Source organism: Nocardia sp. Marseille-Q1738, from assembly GCF_965283145.1.
In genome coordinates this window covers 514296-530697 of the sequence record NZ_CBDIMS010000002.1, presented here as the reverse complement: position 1 = coordinate 530697, position 16402 = coordinate 514296, and the positions used below count along the sequence as shown (strand labels likewise).

Below are 16402 nucleotides of genomic sequence, written 5' to 3'. Positions count from 1 at the left end.
CGGGTCACTTTTCGAGCTTCTTGACGATGCGCTCGATGGTGAGCCAGGTGCGGGTGGTGATGTCCTTGCCGTACGTCTTGTCCAGCCAGGCCATGAAGTTCGGCGTCTTGCCCGGATCGCTGTTGTCGATCACCGCGAGGAAAGCGCGCGCGGCCTTGTCGTAGCCGACGATCCGGGTGAGCGGATCGGGTTGTTCGGGCAGCGTAACCGTGGCGGCGGCCGCGTCCTTGAGGAACGTCACGATCAGATAGGTCCCGCGTCCGTGGGTCAATCCCTCGAAAGGGTCGCTGTCCAGCAACGCGCGGAGTTCGTCGTGGCCGCGGATGATGGTGCCGCCACCGATCCCGAGTTCCGTGATCAGCGCCTGCTGGATGCGCTCCTCCAGCGCGGGCACGTCGGTCTCGGCGCTGTGGAACACGATATTGCCGCTGGCCAGCACCGATCCCACGCGATCGAATCCGAGTGATTCGAACACCGCCCGCAACTTCGCGTTGCTCATGTTCGGATTGCTCGGCATGATCCCGCGCAACAGTGCGGCGTAGGCGTTCATACCGCGAACCTACTCGCCCACGCCGACAAGCCGACCGATCTCGGTGGGCGCGCGATTACGCGGTCTGGGTGGCGCCGTTCTTCTTGCGGGCGATGTCCTCCAGCGCCGCAAAGTATTTGGCGCGTTCTTCGGCGCCCGCCTCCCAGGCGGCCTTGCGGTTCTTGACCACCTTGGCCGGTGCGCCGACGGCGATGCTGTAGTCCGGGATCTCGCCCTTGACCACCGCGTGCGCACCGAGCACGCAGCCGCGGCCGACGCGCGTCTCGCGCAGCACGGTCACCTTGGCGGCGATCCAGGTGTCGGGTCCGATGCGGACCGGGCTCTTCACGATGCCCTGGTCCTTGATCGGCACGTTGATGTCGTCCATCTTGTGGTCGAAGTCGCAGATGTAGCACCAGTCGGCGACCAGCGTCGATTCGCCGATCTCGATGTCGAGGTAGGTGTTGACGACGTTGTCCTTGCCGAACACCACCTTGTCGCCGATGCGCAGCGAACCCTCGTGGCAGCGGATCGCGTTGCCGTCGCCGATGTGCACCCAGCGCCCGATCTCCATCCGGGCCAGCTCCGGCGTCGCGTGGATCTCCACCCGGCGGCCGAGGAACACCATGCCGCGCAGCACGATGTGCGGGTTGGCCAGGCGGAACTTGAACAGCCGGTAGTAGCGCACCAGATACCAGGGCGTGTACGCCCGGTTCGCGAGCACCCAGCGCAGCGACGCCAGCGTCAGAAATCGCGCCTGCCGCGGGTCCCGGCGGCGCGAACCCCGCCAGCGCGAGCGCAACGGTGCGCCCCACATGCTCGTCACGAACGGTTCTCCTGTCGTGGTCCTACCGGCTGTCGCCCACCTCGGCGGCGACGGATAGAGCCTATCGCTCCCGGCGAGCACCGAGACGAGCACCCGCGACGACAACGGCGGGACTCGTTCACCCTCGCACGGGCCTCCCGTACAGTGACTCCTGCGTCGGCGACGGCGACTGCGAACCCGCCGGTGCGAAGACCGTTCCGCAGGGCGCGGTTCGCGGATCTCAACGGTCTCGTGCGAGCCAACGATGACAGGAGTGCGGCAGGTGCGAAGCGGCGGGGTACTGGCTACTTCCATGTGGCGACCGTCCCGGAAACGTGCCGTGGCCGTGCTGGCCGCGGCCGCCGCGCTGGCCTTGACCGGCTGCGGAACCGATGTCGACGACATCACCGTCGGTTCGGGCAAAGGCTGGACCGCCGCCTACCACGACGGCCGCAACAGCGGCAGCAGTCCGGTCACCGGCTCGCGGAAGCTGGCACTGAGCTGGTCGCGCCCGATCGGCGGGCCGATCGCGCAGCCCGTCACGCTCGGTCCCGACAGCCAGATGTTCGTCACCACGCGCCTGCAGAACTGCTCGATCTTCTCCTTCCAGATGGCCACCGGACGCAAGCGGTTCTGCAACGCGCTCGGCCCGAGCGCTATCTCCGCGCCCTCGGCCGTGGACGGCATGACCAACGTCTACGTCGGCGACGACAGCAAGGTGAACGCGTTCAACTACCTGGGCCAGCCCCGGTGGAGCACACCGGTCGCCGGGACGCCGGTCTCGGTGCAGTTCACCGGTGACGGAAAGCTGGTGACGGTCACCCAGTCCGGCCAGGTCGACGTGTTGTCGCGGCAGACCGGCGCGCGCCTCGTGCCGACGGTGCAGCTGCTCGGCCAGCCGGATTTCCTGGCGAACGCCGGTCTCACCTGGCCCGCCGCCGGCCAGGGGCTGGACGACTGCGCGACTGGGGGACCGCAGTGCCCGGTCGCGAACATCTCCCCCATCGACGGCTCGAGCGGCCGCTTCTACGTGACGTTGTGGCAGCCGGGCAAGCCCATCGCGGCACTGGTCGCACTCCGCTACGCCGATGGCGAGATCAAGCGGGAATGGAGCGCCGACCTGCTGGAACGCGGTAGCGCGACCAGCCCGGCGCTGTCCGCGGACGGCGCCACCCTCTACGTCGGCGACAACAGCAACCGCCTGATCGCGCTGGACACCGCCGACGGGCGGACCAAGTGGGTCCAGCGGCTGGACTGGACGCCGCGCGGCGGTATCTCGGTCTCCAGCGACGGTTTGATCATCCCGTCCGGCGACGACGGTTACCTGCTCGCGCTGCGCGACAAGGGCGATTCCGTCGAAACCGTCTGGGAACGGAAGCATCTCGCGTTGCGCGGAACCGCGGTGCAGACAGCGGGCGATACCGGCTACACCACCGCGGCGATCGGCGATGGCCTGAGCCTCGTCACCTTCGACACCCGGACCGGCGCCACCATTGATTCGGATGTCCTCCCTGGCGCACAGGGCTCCACCGCGGGCACGTCGGTCGGCGCCAAGGGTGAGGTCGTGGTCGCCACCCGCATCGGCGAAATCTTCGCCTTCAAGCCGGAATAGCCACCCGCTGGCGCAGCAGTGCAGGAGCGATGCGGGTAGGGCAAGTCAGCTTTCGGGCGACTTGCCACCTTCCGGTCCATCGGGTCAGGGGGTGGCGCAGACAAAGGCGGTGGCGCTGCGGCCTATGCGGGTGATGACGAGAGTGTGCGGCCGGGTGCCGCGGAGCTTCATGCGCGCACGCAAAGCATCGGGGTCGATGTCGACGCCGCGCGTGAGGATTTCGAGCGGGCCGCAGTCGCGGCGACGGAGTTCGGCGCGCAGGGACTTCTCGCGGAAGTCCATGCGCTCGAGGATGCGGAAGCCGCGCACGCCCTCGGGGACGGTGTCGCCGGTGAGGTAGGCGATGCGGGGATCCAGTTGCCACAGGCCGTGTTTCGCGGCGTAGTGACGGACGAGACCGGCGCGCACAACGGCGCCGTCGGGGTCGATGATCCATTCCCCGGGCGTGCGCTCGTCGATATCGTCGGGTTCGGCATCGGTGATGGTCTGGGCAGCGCCGGTGGACGTGAGCACCGTGGCACGACGGGTGATGCCGGGTTCGGTCAGCCCTGGAGACCACAGACAGGCCTCGCGCACCGCGCCGTCCAGCGAAACGACCTCGATCTCACCCGACCAGTCCAGGCGGTCGAAATCCAGGCCGGGAGCGCATTTCACGGCCAGATCGCGGCGCTCGTAGGCCGTCAGCAGGTCCGGCAGCGGCGGCTGCAACTTCGCCGGATCGTGGGTGCGCCGACCGTCGGCACGCCGCGCCGGATCAGCGATGACTACGGTCTCGCTGGTGCTCGGGCGCAGCGCGTCCGCCTTGGCCAGCACCACGTTCCGCGCTGGCGACGCACCCGATCCCCCTACCGGAAGCCAGCACTGTCCCAGATTGTGCGCGGCGATGGCGAGCCGCACGTCGTCCAGATCGCTGCCCACCACAGCCGGGCACACCCGGGCCAGCTCGACGAGTTCGGCGCCGATAGAGCAGGTCACGTCGTGCACCGGCCGCCCGGCCAGTCGAGCGGCCCGATGCCGGGCGACGGCAGTGGGGGTTGCCTGCTGCAGGGCGTCGTCGGTGAACAGCCACTCCCCCGCGTCGGTGAGTTTGGCCGCGGCGCGGCGGCGCAGCCGGACCGTCTCGACAAGAGCCGCGGCCTGGTCGCCGTGGGCGCGGCGCACCTGCTCGAGATCCTTCAGCAGGGATGCCGGGGTCAGCGCCAGTCGATCCACCTCGGCCAGCGCGGCCCGACCGGCTGCACTACCCAGGTACCCGACATCATCGCGGGAAAAGCGATAGCCCACTACCGATCCCCTACACGCCCGTGCACCGACTTGCCCCGCCCGATTCCGGCAATTGCGATCCTGCCGGTGGCGATCCCGCAAGCCTTCGCCCGGTCACCGTTTCCGCGGCGTTCCGTCTCCAGATTCCGAAACGGCGACATGGGCTGGCACCCGCCCACCGCGGCAGCACCGGCCGTGCCGCCGAGATGGACGATGCGATCGCGAGAGGGATCGCGAACCACTACTTTCCGGCGGCGCTCGGCTTCACGCCGGTGATCATCGCGTTGTAGAAGAACTGGCGCGGAACCACGCGGCGCATGACGTTCTCGTCCACCCAGCTCAGCCCCAGCCACGCGCGGTACATCGCCATCCGGTAGCGCCAGGTGAGCTTCTCGGCGGGCACGGCCGCCTCGAAGGTCCGCACCGGCCAGCCCCACAGCGCGGCGGCGAATTCCTCGGTCTTGGCGGACACGTCGACGGCGCCCGCCGAGCGCGCCATCGCCTCCAGCCGGCTCGGATCGAAGGTGTGCAGATCGACCACCGCTTCCAGGGCCGCGGCGCGCGAGGACTCGTCCAGCTCCTCCTGCGGACGACGCCAGTCGCTCAGCATGGGCAACCTGGTGACCGTGGTGGTGGCCTTCCAGGTGATCCGGCCCAGCCAGCGCGCGTAGAAGTTGCCGACCGTGGTCGGCTCGCCGGCGAACACGAATCGGCCGCCCGGCTTGAGCACGCGCAGGCACTCCTTCAGCGCCAGCTCGACGTCGGGGATGTGGTGCAGCACCGCATGGCCCACCACCAGATCGAAGGTGTCGTCCTCGTAGGGGATGGTCTCCGCGTCGGCGACCCGGCCGTCCACGTCCAGTCCGAGGTTCTCCGCGTTGCGCAGGGCGACCTTCACCATGCCAGGCGACAGGTCGGTGACCGAACCGGACTTCGCCACGCCCGCCTGCATCAGGTTCAGCAGGAAAAAGCCGGTGCCGCAGCCGAGTTCCAGCGCCTTGTCGTAGGGCAGCGGGGCGGGACCGACCGCGGCGTCGAAGCGCCCGCGGGCGTATTCGATACAGCGCTCGTCATACGAGATGGACCATTTGTCGTCGTAGGTCTCGGCTTCCCAGTCGTGGTAGAGCACCTGGGCCAGCTTCGTATCCTTGAGCGCTGCTTCGACCTCCGCCTCGGTGGCGTGCGGGTTCGGCGCGGGGTCGTCGGGACGTACCGTCATGGTCGGCTAGCCTACCCAAATCCGCAGTTGACGCCTGCTATCGGCCCACGAATTCGGCCGACCCTGGACCGTTGGCCAGATAAGAACCTGTTCCGATCAGGCGATCTTCCGTGGTGAACAGCGCAGACCATTCGGTCCGTGCCCGATCGAGGCCATGCGGACCGGCTTCGAAGACCGCTTTCGCGGCGGCCAGCGCGCGGGCCGGGCCGTCCTCGAACTGCCGCGCCCAGCGCATCGCGGCGGTGTAGACGTCGTCCGGCGCGACCACCTCGTCGACCAGGCCGAGCGCCTTCGCCTCGTCCGGCTCGACGAAACGACCGGTGTAGACCAGGTCCTTGGCCGGGCCCGGTCCGATCAGCAGGGAGAGCCGCCGGATGCCCGCGAGCGGGATCAAGCCCGCCTTGATCTGCGGAAGACCCAGCTTGACGTTGTCACCGATGACGCGGCGGTCGGCGCCGAGGGCCAGTTCCAGGCCGCCGCCGAGGCAGTAGCCGCTGATCGCCGCCACGGTGGGCTGCGGGATCCTGGCCAGGCAGCCGAGGGCGCGCTGCATATCGGCCGCCATGGCACCGGCCTGATCCACCCCGAGCCCGGACAGCTCGGCCACGTCGTCGCCCGCCGAGAACACCCGCTCGTCGCCGTACACGACCACCGCGGCCACGCCGGGATCCGCGGCCACGGCGGCCGCGGCCTCGGCCAGCTCCCGCGCCAGTTGCACGTTCAACAGGTTCATCGGCGGGCGGGCGATCCGGAGCACGGCCACGCGCCGCTCGGCGGCACTCTCGGGCAGATCCAGGGTCACGAATTCGGCCATGGGAGGCCACGCTACCGGGTGCTCGCACGAGCGAGCGCAGCGAGCGAGCAACAGGCACAGCGAGCACTCATCGTGCCGGAACCGAGCGCCAGCGATGGCGCACACCTGGTGAGCGAACCATCTACGCAACCGCCGGAGCGGTCGCGCCGGGCCGAGCGCCGGCGCGGCGCAGTCACGGACGCACAGAGCCCTTGAGACGTCCGGCATCCGGGAGATCGGCGAAGTAGCGCTTATTGTCCGGAAAGGACAGCATTTGCTTGCCGTCCACGTCGGCCAGCACCGGCAGGATCGGGTCGATCGCGCGCCGCGCGGCCAGGATCTCGGCGGTGGAACCGAATTCGCCGAGCGCGACCAGTTGCGACCAGGTCGGCGGCAGCAGCACGTCGGTGCCCGACCGCCAGCGGGCCAGCGCCTCGGCCGGACTGCTCCACTGCACCTCCGCCGCCTCGGACGTGGCGCCGTCGGCCAGCTGCCCTTCCGGCAGCACCGCGACGAAGAACCGGGTGTCGTAGCGGCGTGGCTCGATCACCGGGGTGATCCAGTTCGCCCACGGCCGCAGCAGATCCGCGCGCAGCACGAGTTTCTCTTCGGCGAGGAAGGTCGCCAGCGATAGTTCCCTGCGTTCCAGCCTGCCGCGGGCGTCCCGGTATCCGGTCGTGTCGCAGACCACGCTGTCGGCGGTCGGACCGGCCAGCAGCACGCCGCATTCCTCGAACGTCTCCCGCACTGCCGCGCAGACCAGCGCCTTCGCCCTGGCCTGGGTGGTCGCGAATCGCTCCGCCCACCAGGCGGGCTCGGGACCGGCCCAGGCGATGTCCGCGGTGCCGTCGGACGGGTCGACACCGCCGCCGGGGAACACGGTCATGCCCGCGGCGAACGCCATGGCGCCGACCCGGCGCTGTAGGAAGATCTCAGGTCCATCGGCGCCGTCACGCACCAGCATCACCGTCGACGCGTCCTTGGGGGACGGAGGCTGTTGGGAGTCGGCCTGCGCCGCTGTCTCACTCACTCCTGCACCCTAACGCCCGCTTGGTGAGCGCCGTCACGACGTCCGCGTCAGCGGGTGCGGTGCTTGCCCGCGCGGCGGGCGCGCCGCGCGAAGTAGCGGCCGTCCACCCGGTCCAGCGCGATCGATTGCCGGAAGGCGTCGCTGAGGTTCTCCGCGGTGAGCACATCCGACAGCAGGCCCTGCGCGACCACCTCACCCTCGTTGAGCAGCAGGCCGTGGGTGAACCCGGGCGGGATCTCCTCCACATGGTGGGTGACCAGCACGATCGCGGGTGCGTCCGGGTCGGCGGCGAGATCGCCGAGCCGTTCCACCAGTTCTTCCCGGCCGCCCAGGTCCAGGCCCGCGGCGGGCTCGTCGAGCAGCAGCAGTTCGGGATCGGTCATCAGCGCGCGAGCGATGAGCACTCGCTTGCGCTCGCCCTCCGACAGCGTCCCGTAGGTGCGGTCGGAGAGATGTTCGGCGCCCAGGCTTTCCAGCATGTCGATGGCGCGGTCGGTGTCCATGTCGTCGTAGCGCTCCCGCCAGCGGCCGAGCACCGCGTATCCGGCGGACACGACCAGGTCGCTGACCTTCTCGTCGACCGGGACCCGGCTGGCCACCGCGGCCGACGACAGGCCGATGCGCGGACGCAGCTCGCTGACGTCGACCTTGCCGATCCGTTCCCCGAGTAGATGGGCGATGCCCGCGGTCGGGTGCATCTCGGCCGCGGCCATCCGCAGCAGCGAGGTCTTGCCCGCGCCGTTGGGGCCGAGGACCACCCAGCGTTCGTCGAGCTCGACCTGCCAGGTGACCGGGCCGACGAGGGTATGCCCCGAACGGCGGACGGTCACGTCGGTGAAATCGATGAGCAGATCGGGATCCGGTTGCGGCACGCGCTCCATCTTGGCCCACCAGCGGGGGCACTTGCCAACGCGGGGAGGGAAAACGGTCCAGTTGGTCTGATCGACACCTCCCCAGCTGTCGCCGCCGCGCCGGAAGTCCAGGACCACGCCGAGTACGCGTGTGCCGCCGCAGCGCGCTCACCAGGACCGGGCGGGCACCGCGATCACCGTCATCGAGCCCGGCGCAAACCTCGGTGAACACCACATCACGCATTCCCACCGTGCCACCCGGAGCCGCCTGCCAGACGCCGCGTCGACGGCGCCGAGGGTCCACCACCCGCTCATCGGGATTGGGCGGGGCACACCATGTTCGGCGCAACCGCCATGAACCACGCGTCACGCACTACCACCGCGCTGGCCAGAGCCACTTGGTCAAGACCGCTCGACCGCGACAGTTCCCCCGCAAGCCGGTCACCAGGATGGGGCGGGCACCGCGATCACCGTCATCGAGCCCGGCGCCACCTCGGTGAATCCCGCGTCTCGCACGGCGACCGCAGTGCCTTCGGCCACCTGGGCGGACAGGGACGCCCAGCGCTGGGGGTCGGCGTCGCGCACCGCGCAGCGGAAGCCGAGTTCCGCCCACCGCAGCGCGTGCTCGACCGGCAGCGCACCGGCCAGCAGCATGCTCGCATGCCCCACCTGCGCGGCCGCTTTGCCGAGCGTCATCCCGAGCGCGGTGTTGATCCAGAGCACGGGCAGTTCCGGGGCGGGCGGTCCAGGGTCGTCGTGGTCCAGATCGGTTCCGCCGATCTGTAAGCGCTTGATCACCGGGTCGACCTCGCCCACCGGGCCGGGGACCAGTGCGCGCGCTTGCGCGCCGTCGATCTCGACGGTGACGCCGTCCACCGCGCAGGTCGCGCGCCACTGGGCGCCGCGGGCGCGCCGGGCCAGCTTGCGGATGCGCGAGCGCTTCCACGCCAGATAGCGCGCTTCCCACTCACCGTCCGGACCGACCCGCTCGTCCAGGCAGAGCGCCACCGCGGCGGCGGCCGCCGCGGCGAGCAGAGCGCTGCGCGGCGGCGGATCGGTCTTGGGCAGATGCAGGATGATCTGCATCGCCTGCACCATGGCCGGGTCGTCCGGATCGCCTGTGCCGCCGTACCCGCGCGCCAGCTCGGCATGCCGCGCGCGGAATCCCGCGATGTCCGATACGGTTGCCGCCGTGCCGGTCTCGCCGCCGCGGACCTCGGCCCCGCATTCCGGGATGCCCGTCATTACTCCACCTTGATCTTCAGCGAAAACGTTTCGGCTGGTGTCAAGCCGTGCTCCCACGGCCGGGTGTACTCCATCCTCAGCGCCGTCACACCGGCCGCCGCGCCCATGAAGCTCCACACCGAGGTGCCGCCCGCGCCCGGCGCGACGGGCACGGCCGGATCGGGTTCGAAATCCGCCTCGCCGTCCTGCTTCGCCACGGCTGGGTCCAATTCGGCGATGCTCCAGGAATACCCGGTCGACGGGTTGGACGGCAGGGCGACCACGAGCCGCTGTCCGACGCGCAACCGCCGCTCCTGCCCGTTGTCGGCAGCACCGACGCGCACAACGGGATTCGAGGACTCGGAAATGGTCTCGTCGGACACGTCGTTGCCGCCGCACCCCGCCACCGCCAACCCGAGAAGCAGCACCAGCAGGGACTTCCGCACCCGTCCTCCGATCGCCGAATGATCAACCGCAGCGAGCCTACCGAGCGGCGTTCGTCGGCATCGGCGAGCGGTGGGCTATCTGTGGCGCATCCGTGGGAGCCGGACGGCGCACGCCGCGGCCTCGGCGAGATCCGAGTGGGCGAAGCCGCGAGCCGGTCGCCCACGACACGCAGCACAGCCTCTCGGCCCGCGGTCCTCCCGTCGGCGCGGTCGGCACGACGACGTGCCGACGCCATGCGGATTGTCGAGGTGATCCGCAGCGGCCCCCCACCGACCGGGCCGGACCTGCGCCTACCCGCCGGACCAGGTCCGAAAGCTAGCCCAGTGGAACGCGGCGCAGCAGGCCGTCTCTGGCGTCCGCGGCCTCTACCTCGTGCCGGGTGACCCCGAGGATGAACAGCACCGCGTCCAGGTAGGGATGCGAGAGCGCGGCGTCGGCGACCTCGCGCAGCGCGGGCTTGGCGTTGAACGCGATACCGAGCCCGGCGGCGTTGAGCATGTCGATGTCGTTGGCGCCGTCACCGACCGCGACGGTCTGTTCCATCGGCACCCCGGCCTCGGCCGCGAACTTGCGCAGCGCGGTGGCCTTGGCCGCCCGGTCCACGATCTCGCCGACGACCCGGCCGGTCAGCTTGCCTTCCACCACCTCGAGTGTGTTCGCCTGCACGAAGTCCAATTCCAATTCGTGCGCCAGCGGTTCGATCACCTGCCGGAAGCCGCCGGAAACCACGCCGCAGCGGAAACCGATGCGGCGCAGCGTGCGAATGGTGGTGCGCGCGCCGGGGGTCAGCGCGATCTTCTCGGCCACCGCCTCGATCACCGACTCGTCGAGACCGGCCAACGTCGCGACCCGCTGGCGCAGCGATTCGGCGAAGTCGATCTCCCCGCGCATGGCGGCCTCGGTCACCTTGCGGACCTCGTCCTCGACGCCCGCATGCGCGGCGAGCATCTCGATGACCTCACCCTGGATCAGCGTCGAGTCGACGTCGAACACGATCAGGCGCTTGCCGCGGCGCGCCAGCCCGGCGCGCTCCACCGCGACGTCCACCTCCTCGGTGACCGCGACCTCGGCGAGCGCGGTGCGCAGCCGGGAATCCGTGTCGGGGCCGGAGTCGATCGCGGTGACCATCAGCTCCATACCGGTCACCGGGTAGTCGGCGATGCCGCGGATGGTGTCGATGTTGGCGCCCAGAGCGGCCAGTTGCCGCGAGACCGCGCTGAACGCGCGCGCCGTGACCGGGCTGCCGAGGATCACCACCGCGTGCGTGGACATCGGCTGCCTGCCGATCGCCGCGTCCACCTCCACGTCGACGTGCATGCCGACGGTGTTCATGGCCTCTTCGAGTTCGTCCTGCAACGCCTCGGCGTCGTGCGGACAGGTCACCAGGACGCCCAGGGTCAGCCTGCCCCGGATCACGACCTGCTCCACGTCCAGCAGGCTCACCTGGTGCCGCGACATCGCCGCGAGCAGCACGGACGTCACACCGGGGCGGTCGGGCCCGGTGACGGTGACGAGGACGGTGGTGTCGGCCAACTGATGAGCTCCAAGTTCGGTGTTTGCCGTCGCTGTGCTGGACATCGTTGTCGCAAACGCCACGGTGCGTATCGGTCTGCACAAATGAGTGTGCACCCGCTGGTCACCAGCAGGTGCACACCCGTCGCGCTGAATCCTACGGCGCGGCCGGACGAACTCCGGCCATAAAACTTACTTCGCCCCGACCGTTTCGCGGACCTCGACGGCGTGCTTGCCCGAGCCCCAGCCGACGTGCGCCTCGGCGCGCATGCGCTCGATCATGTGCGGGTAGTGCAGCTCGAACGCGGGTCGCTCGGAGCGGATGCGCGGCAGCTCGTAGAAGTTGTGCCGCGGCGGCGGGCAAGTGGTGGCCCACTCCAGCGAGTTGCCGTAACCCCACGGGTCGTCCACGGTGACCACCTCGCCGTAGCGGTAGCTCTTGAAGACGTTCCACAGGAACGGCAGCATCGAGGCGCCGAGCACGAAGGCACCGATCGTGGAGATCGTGTTCAGCGTGGTGAAGCCGTCGCTGGGCAGGTAGTCGGCGTAGCGGCGCGGCATGCCCTCGGCACCGAGCCAGTGCTGCACCAGGAAGGTGGTGTGGAAGCCGATGAAGGTGGTCCAGAAGTGCCACTTGGCCAGGCGCTCGTCCAGCATGCGTCCGGTCATCTTCGGGAACCAGAAATAGATGCCCGCGTAGGTGGCGAACACGATGGTGCCGAAGAGCACGTAGTGGAAGTGCGCCACGACGAAGTAGGAGTCGGTGACGTGGAAGTCCAGCGGCGGGCTGGCCAGGATGACACCGGACAGACCACCGAAGAGGAAGGTGACGATGAAGCCGATGGAGAACAGCATCGGCGATTCGAAGGTCAGCTGGCCCCGCCACATGGTGCCGATCCAGTTGAAGAACTTCACACCGGTCGGCACCGCGATGAGGAAGGTCATGAACGAGAAGTACGGCAGCAGCACCGCGCCGGTGGCGTACATGTGGTGCGCCCACACCGCGATGGACAGGGCCGCGATGCCCAGGGTCGCGTAGACCAGCGTGGTGTAACCGAAGATCGGCTTGCGCGAGAAGACCGGGAAGATCTCCGAGACGATGCCGAAGAACGGCAGCGCGATGATGTACACCTCGGGGTGGCCGAAGAACCAGAACAGGTGCTGGTAGAGCAGGATGCCGCCGGTCGCGGGGTCGTAGATGTGCCCGCCGAGGTGGCGGTCGTAGGCCAGGCCGAACAGCGCGGCGGTCAGCAGCGGGAAGGCGAGCAGCACAAGGACGCTGGTGACGGCGATGTTCCAGGTGAAGATCGGCATCCGGAACATGGTCATGCCGGGCGCGCGCAGGCAGACGACGGTGGTCAGCATGTTCACGCCACCGAGGATGGTGCCGAGACCGGAGACCGCCAGACCCAGGATCCACAGGTCGGTGCCGACGCCGGGCGAGTGCAGGATGTCGGTCAGCGGCACGTACGCCGTCCAGCCGAAGTCCGCGGCGCCACCCGGGGTGATGAACCCGGCGGTCGCCATGCTGGCGCCGAACGCGTACAGCCAGTAGCTGAAGGCGTTCAGTCGCGGGAAGGCGACGTCGGGCGCGCCGATCTGCAGCGGCAGGATGATGTTGGCGAAGCCGAACACGATCGCGGTCGCGTAGAACAGCAGCATGATCGTGCCGTGCATGGTGAACAGCTGGTTGAACTGCTCGGGCGAGAGGAACTGCAGGCCGGGCCGCGCCAGCTCACCGCGCATCAGCAGGGCCATCAGGCCACCGATGAGGAAGAAGCCCATCGACGTGGTCAGGTACATGACACCGAGGACCTTGGGGTCCGTGGTGGTGACCATCTTGTAGATGAACGAGCCCTTCGGCCCGGTCCGAGCCGGATACGGCCGAGTCGCTTCCAACTGAGGGACTGGCTGGGGCTCTACGGCAGTCACTGATCCTCCTGAAAGGTGCCTTTAGGTCGCTCCGCAGGCTCCGCTGATCGCATCCACCCCGATCCGGGACAGACGACAGTTCGCTTGCGCTCATCGAATGGTAAACGGTGCCTATCCGGCGAGCCGAACGGGTCCTACTCTCTGTCGTATTTCCCCGGTGCGCCCGCGTACCGATGAGAACACCGGGCGGCGGCCGTCTCTACCGGTGACAGACGTTCACCGCAGCCAGGAGACCAGCGATGACCAATCCGAACAGCAGCAAGCCCGGCGATCCCTGCTGGGTCGATCTCTACACCTCCGATCCCGAGCGCAGTATCGCGTTCTACCGCGACCTGTTCGGCTGGACCGCCGAACAGGCGGGGGCGGAGTTCGGCGGTTACATCACCTTCCGCAAGGACGGCCGCGCGGTAGCGGGCGCCATGGGCAGGATGCCGGGCGACACCGACAGCCCCGAGCAGTGGACGGTGTATCTGGCCAACCCCGACGCGCAAGCGACCGCGGACGCGGCCGTCGCCGCGGGAGCGTCGCTGATCGTGCCCGTGATGCGGGTCGGTGAGCTGGGCACGATGGCCGTGCTCGGCGACGTCGGCGGCGCGGGCGTCGGCATCTGGCAGGCCGGGACGTTCCCCGGGTTCGAGACGATGGGCCTGGTCTCCGGCGGGCAGTGGCGCGAGCACGCGGGCGCGCCGTCCTGGTTCGAGCTGCACACCCGCGCCTACGACGCCTCGCTGGCGTTCTACCGGGAGGTCTTCGGCTGGTCGGACGTCTTCACCATCTCCGACGTCCCGGAGTTCCGCTACACCACGATCCACGCGCAGACCCCGATGCTCGGCGGCGTCATGGACGCCTCGGCCTTCCTGCCCGAAGGCGCGCCCGCGGGCTGGACCGTCTACTTCGGCGCCGACAACGTGGACGAGACCGTCGAACGGGTCGTCGCACTGGGCGGCTCGGTCCTCTCACCCGCCGAGGACACCCCATACGGCCGAATGGCCTCGGTCGCGGACGCCACAGGCGCCCGATTCAGTATCGGCGGCGAAAAAGCCTGAAGTCATTTCCGCGGCGGACCTGTCTGAGGTCCGCTTATGGCGAGCGTCCGGGCGGTCGTCAGAACGAAGCCCAGTTCGCCGGGACGCGGGCTACCAGGGTGCAGCTGAGTCCTGCGGTTACAGCGCGACGCAACCACACGGCCCCACCCCCGCTTTCGAGCGAAGCGAGACCGAGCATTGCCCGTTCGCGGCCCGGCTCGCGTCCGAGCGGCCGACGCGCAAGCGACGAAGTCGCAAGCGGCGGTCGCTCGGACGCGAGCCACAAGGGGGTCGCGAACACGCAGCGCCGCAGGCGCTGCAAAAAAAAAAACAAACGCTGTACCCTCACCGGCATGCCGCTGAGCGCCTTCGTTCGCATCCGAAACCGCACAGCCTCTTCCGCACACGCCGCTTCGGCGGGCCGTCGGGTGGTCGCCGTCGCCGCGTTGTGCGCGACCGTTCTCGCGGCGGGGTGTGGCGGGAAGAGCGATGACGACGTCTCGATCGTGCGCACCACCACGAACATCGCGGGCGCGGGGGTGGTCGGGCTGGAGCGCGACACCACCCGGGCGTGCGCGCTGCCGAGTGCGCCGGACCCGGCGAGCGGGGCCACCCGCAGTGTCACGCATGCCGCGGGCGTCTCGGAGGTGCCCGCCGACCCGCAGCGCATCGTCGTGCTGTCCACCTCAGCGCTGGACGCGGTCTGCGCGCTCGGTCTCTGGGAGCGGGTGGTGGGCGCGGTGACCATCGAGGGGCCGAGCCCGCAGCCCGCCTATCTCGGCACCGGCGTGCTGAAGATTCCCGGTGTCGGAACCGCAGCGCAGCCGGATCCGGCCCGGATCGCCGATCTGCGTCCCGATCTGATTCTCGGCGAGATCCCCACGGGTGCGGCGAATTTCGCCGCGCTACAAGCCATCGCCCCGACCGTGCTGGTCGGCGCGAACGCCGGCTGGCAGGCCGAATTCGCCGCGTTCGCAGCGGGTTTGGGACGTCGCGAGGCCGCCGACACCGCGCTGCAGAACTATCGCACCGAAGCAAAAGACACCGGTACCGCCTTGGCGGCGGGACAAACCCAGGCGTCGGTCCTCCGCTTCACCGCCGACGCCGACCAGGTGCAGGGCGGCGACAGCTTCGCGGGTCAAGTCCTCGGCGACGTGGGTGTGCAGCGTCCCGCCGCCCAGCGCGGCGCCTCGTTCGAGGTGGGCGAGGATGAGTTCGCCACCAAGGTGGAGGGCGACGTGATCTACGTGATCCTCGCCGGCGCCGAGGGGAAGAAGCACGGCGAAGCCGTCATGCGCACCGACGAATGGAAGGAACTCAGCGCCGCCACCGATCGCCGGGTGTTCGCCGTCGAGGACACCGTCTGGCACGGCGACGGCCTCACCGCCGCCCGCGCGCTGCTCACCGATCTGCGCGCCACGCTCAACGGCTACGTGAACGACTGAGTTCCGCGCCCCACCCTGGGTGAGGTTTTGCCCACCCTGGGAGTGCGCGGACCAACGCTGGGGTTGGTGTCGGAAAGCCCGCTCGAGGACGAGATTGAGAAGTACGCGAAACACCTCTCATTCGACACTCGAGGACATGACATGCACACCCTGACCGCTTCCGACAACCTGTACGTCCTGCCGCTGGCCCAGCCCGTCGCCGAGGTCGATCCAGGCGCGGTCGTGGTGTCCACCGCCGATTGCGACCTCACCTACGCCGAACTGGACCGCTGGTCCAACCGCATGGCTCGCCTGCTGCTCGAGCTCGGCGCCGGCCCGGGCGCCCGCGTCGCGGTGGCGATCGACCACCCGATCGAGTCCACCGTGGCCGAGCGGGCCGCCACCAAGATCGGAGCGGTCACGGCCCGGGTCACCGGCGACGGCTCCTTCGCCCTCGGCACCACGGTCGGGATCACCACCAAGGACCAGCTGCCCGAGTCGAGCGACGGGATCGCCTGGCTGGTGCTGGACGAGCGCTCCACCCTGCAGCGCTACCTCGCCGGTTCCGACGCCCCGCTCACCCCGGCCGACCTGGATCTTCTTCCGGCAGCCGCCTGACCGGGCACATCCCTCCCCGCGCGACCCGAACAGTGATGTTCGGGTCGCGCAGTGTGCGCAATACCCCCGCAACGCCGACCGCACCGGTTCAGAATTGAGTTGCCGCGATCTGTGCGGC

15 protein-coding genes are annotated in these 16402 nt (G+C 69.3%); 4 read left to right on the top strand and 11 right to left on the bottom strand.

Going from position 1 to position 16402, the window contains the following annotated elements:
* Positions 1 to 4 precede the first annotated feature (4 nt).
* Both ACWPXK_RS10825 and ACWPXK_RS10820 read right to left on the bottom strand, forming a co-directional pair.
* A complete protein-coding gene (locus tag ACWPXK_RS10825) occupies positions 5 to 550 on the bottom strand; it encodes a DUF1697 domain-containing protein (protein ID WP_454195928.1) in 546 nt (181 codons plus the stop codon).
* Between the two features lie 55 nt (positions 551 to 605).
* A complete protein-coding gene (locus tag ACWPXK_RS10820) occupies positions 606 to 1355 on the bottom strand; it encodes an acyltransferase (RefSeq protein ID WP_454195927.1) in 750 nt (249 codons plus the stop codon).
* Between the two features lie 244 nt (positions 1356 to 1599).
* On the opposite strand from ACWPXK_RS10820, the gene ACWPXK_RS10815 reads away from it, so the two are divergent.
* Entirely contained in the window at positions 1600 to 2946 is a 1347-nt protein-coding gene (locus tag ACWPXK_RS10815; protein ID WP_454195926.1) for an outer membrane protein assembly factor BamB family protein, read from the top strand.
* Between the two features lie 84 nt (positions 2947 to 3030).
* Here the strand turns inward: ACWPXK_RS10815 and ACWPXK_RS10810 are convergent, their stop codons facing one another.
* The 9 genes from ACWPXK_RS10810 to ctaD form a co-directional block, all read right to left on the bottom strand.
* Complete coding sequence (locus ACWPXK_RS10810; RefSeq protein ID WP_454195925.1) at positions 3031 to 4230, bottom strand: THUMP-like domain-containing protein; 1200 nt, start codon at positions 4228 to 4230, stop codon at positions 3031 to 3033.
* Positions 4231 to 4450: 220 nt separating this feature from the next.
* Positions 4451 to 5428, bottom strand: a complete 978-nt coding sequence (locus tag ACWPXK_RS10805) for a methyltransferase domain-containing protein (protein WP_454195924.1) — start codon at positions 5426 to 5428, stop codon at positions 4451 to 4453.
* 37 nt (positions 5429 to 5465) lie between these two features.
* Positions 5466 to 6242, bottom strand: coding sequence for an enoyl-CoA hydratase-related protein (locus tag ACWPXK_RS10800; protein WP_454195923.1), 777 nt, complete (start codon positions 6240 to 6242; stop codon positions 5466 to 5468).
* Between the two features lie 172 nt (positions 6243 to 6414).
* A complete protein-coding gene (locus ACWPXK_RS10795) occupies positions 6415 to 7185 on the bottom strand; it encodes an NUDIX hydrolase (protein WP_454196411.1) in 771 nt (256 codons plus the stop codon).
* Between the two features lie 113 nt (positions 7186 to 7298).
* Positions 7299 to 8132, bottom strand: coding sequence for an ABC transporter ATP-binding protein (locus ACWPXK_RS10790; protein ID WP_454195922.1), 834 nt, complete (start codon positions 8130 to 8132; stop codon positions 7299 to 7301).
* A gap of 411 nt (positions 8133 to 8543) precedes the next feature.
* Positions 8544 to 9347 (bottom strand): aminoacyl-tRNA hydrolase, encoded by an 804-nt coding sequence (locus ACWPXK_RS10785; RefSeq protein ID WP_454195921.1) that lies wholly within the window; start codon positions 9345 to 9347, stop codon positions 8544 to 8546.
* Positions 9347 to 9772, bottom strand: a complete 426-nt coding sequence (locus ACWPXK_RS10780; protein WP_454195920.1) for a protease inhibitor I42 family protein — start codon at positions 9770 to 9772, stop codon at positions 9347 to 9349. The genes ACWPXK_RS10785 and ACWPXK_RS10780 overlap by 1 nt, the downstream gene beginning before the upstream one ends.
* 316 nt (positions 9773 to 10088) lie before the next feature.
* Positions 10089 to 11351, bottom strand: coding sequence for a phosphoserine phosphatase SerB (gene serB / locus ACWPXK_RS10775; RefSeq protein ID WP_454195919.1), 1263 nt, complete (start codon positions 11349 to 11351; stop codon positions 10089 to 10091).
* A 126-nt stretch (positions 11352 to 11477) separates the two neighbouring features.
* Positions 11478 to 13217, bottom strand: a complete 1740-nt coding sequence (gene ctaD, locus ACWPXK_RS10770) for an aa3-type cytochrome oxidase subunit I (RefSeq protein WP_454195918.1) — start codon at positions 13215 to 13217, stop codon at positions 11478 to 11480.
* Positions 13218 to 13456: 239 nt separating this feature from the next.
* Between ctaD and ACWPXK_RS10765 the strand changes: the two genes are divergently transcribed.
* The 3 genes from ACWPXK_RS10765 (at position 13457) to ACWPXK_RS10755 (ending at position 16284) form a co-directional block, all read left to right on the top strand.
* Complete coding sequence (locus ACWPXK_RS10765; RefSeq protein WP_454195917.1) at positions 13457 to 14263, top strand: VOC family protein; 807 nt, start codon at positions 13457 to 13459, stop codon at positions 14261 to 14263.
* Positions 14264 to 14595: 332 nt separating this feature from the next.
* Complete coding sequence (locus ACWPXK_RS10760) at positions 14596 to 15687, top strand: ABC transporter substrate-binding protein (protein WP_454195916.1); 1092 nt, start codon at positions 14596 to 14598, stop codon at positions 15685 to 15687.
* A gap of 141 nt (positions 15688 to 15828) precedes the next feature.
* On the top strand, positions 15829 to 16284 hold the full coding sequence (locus ACWPXK_RS10755; RefSeq protein ID WP_454195915.1) for an AMP-binding protein: 456 nt from the start codon (positions 15829 to 15831) through the stop codon (positions 16282 to 16284).
* Positions 16285 to 16402: the final 118 nt, after the last annotated feature.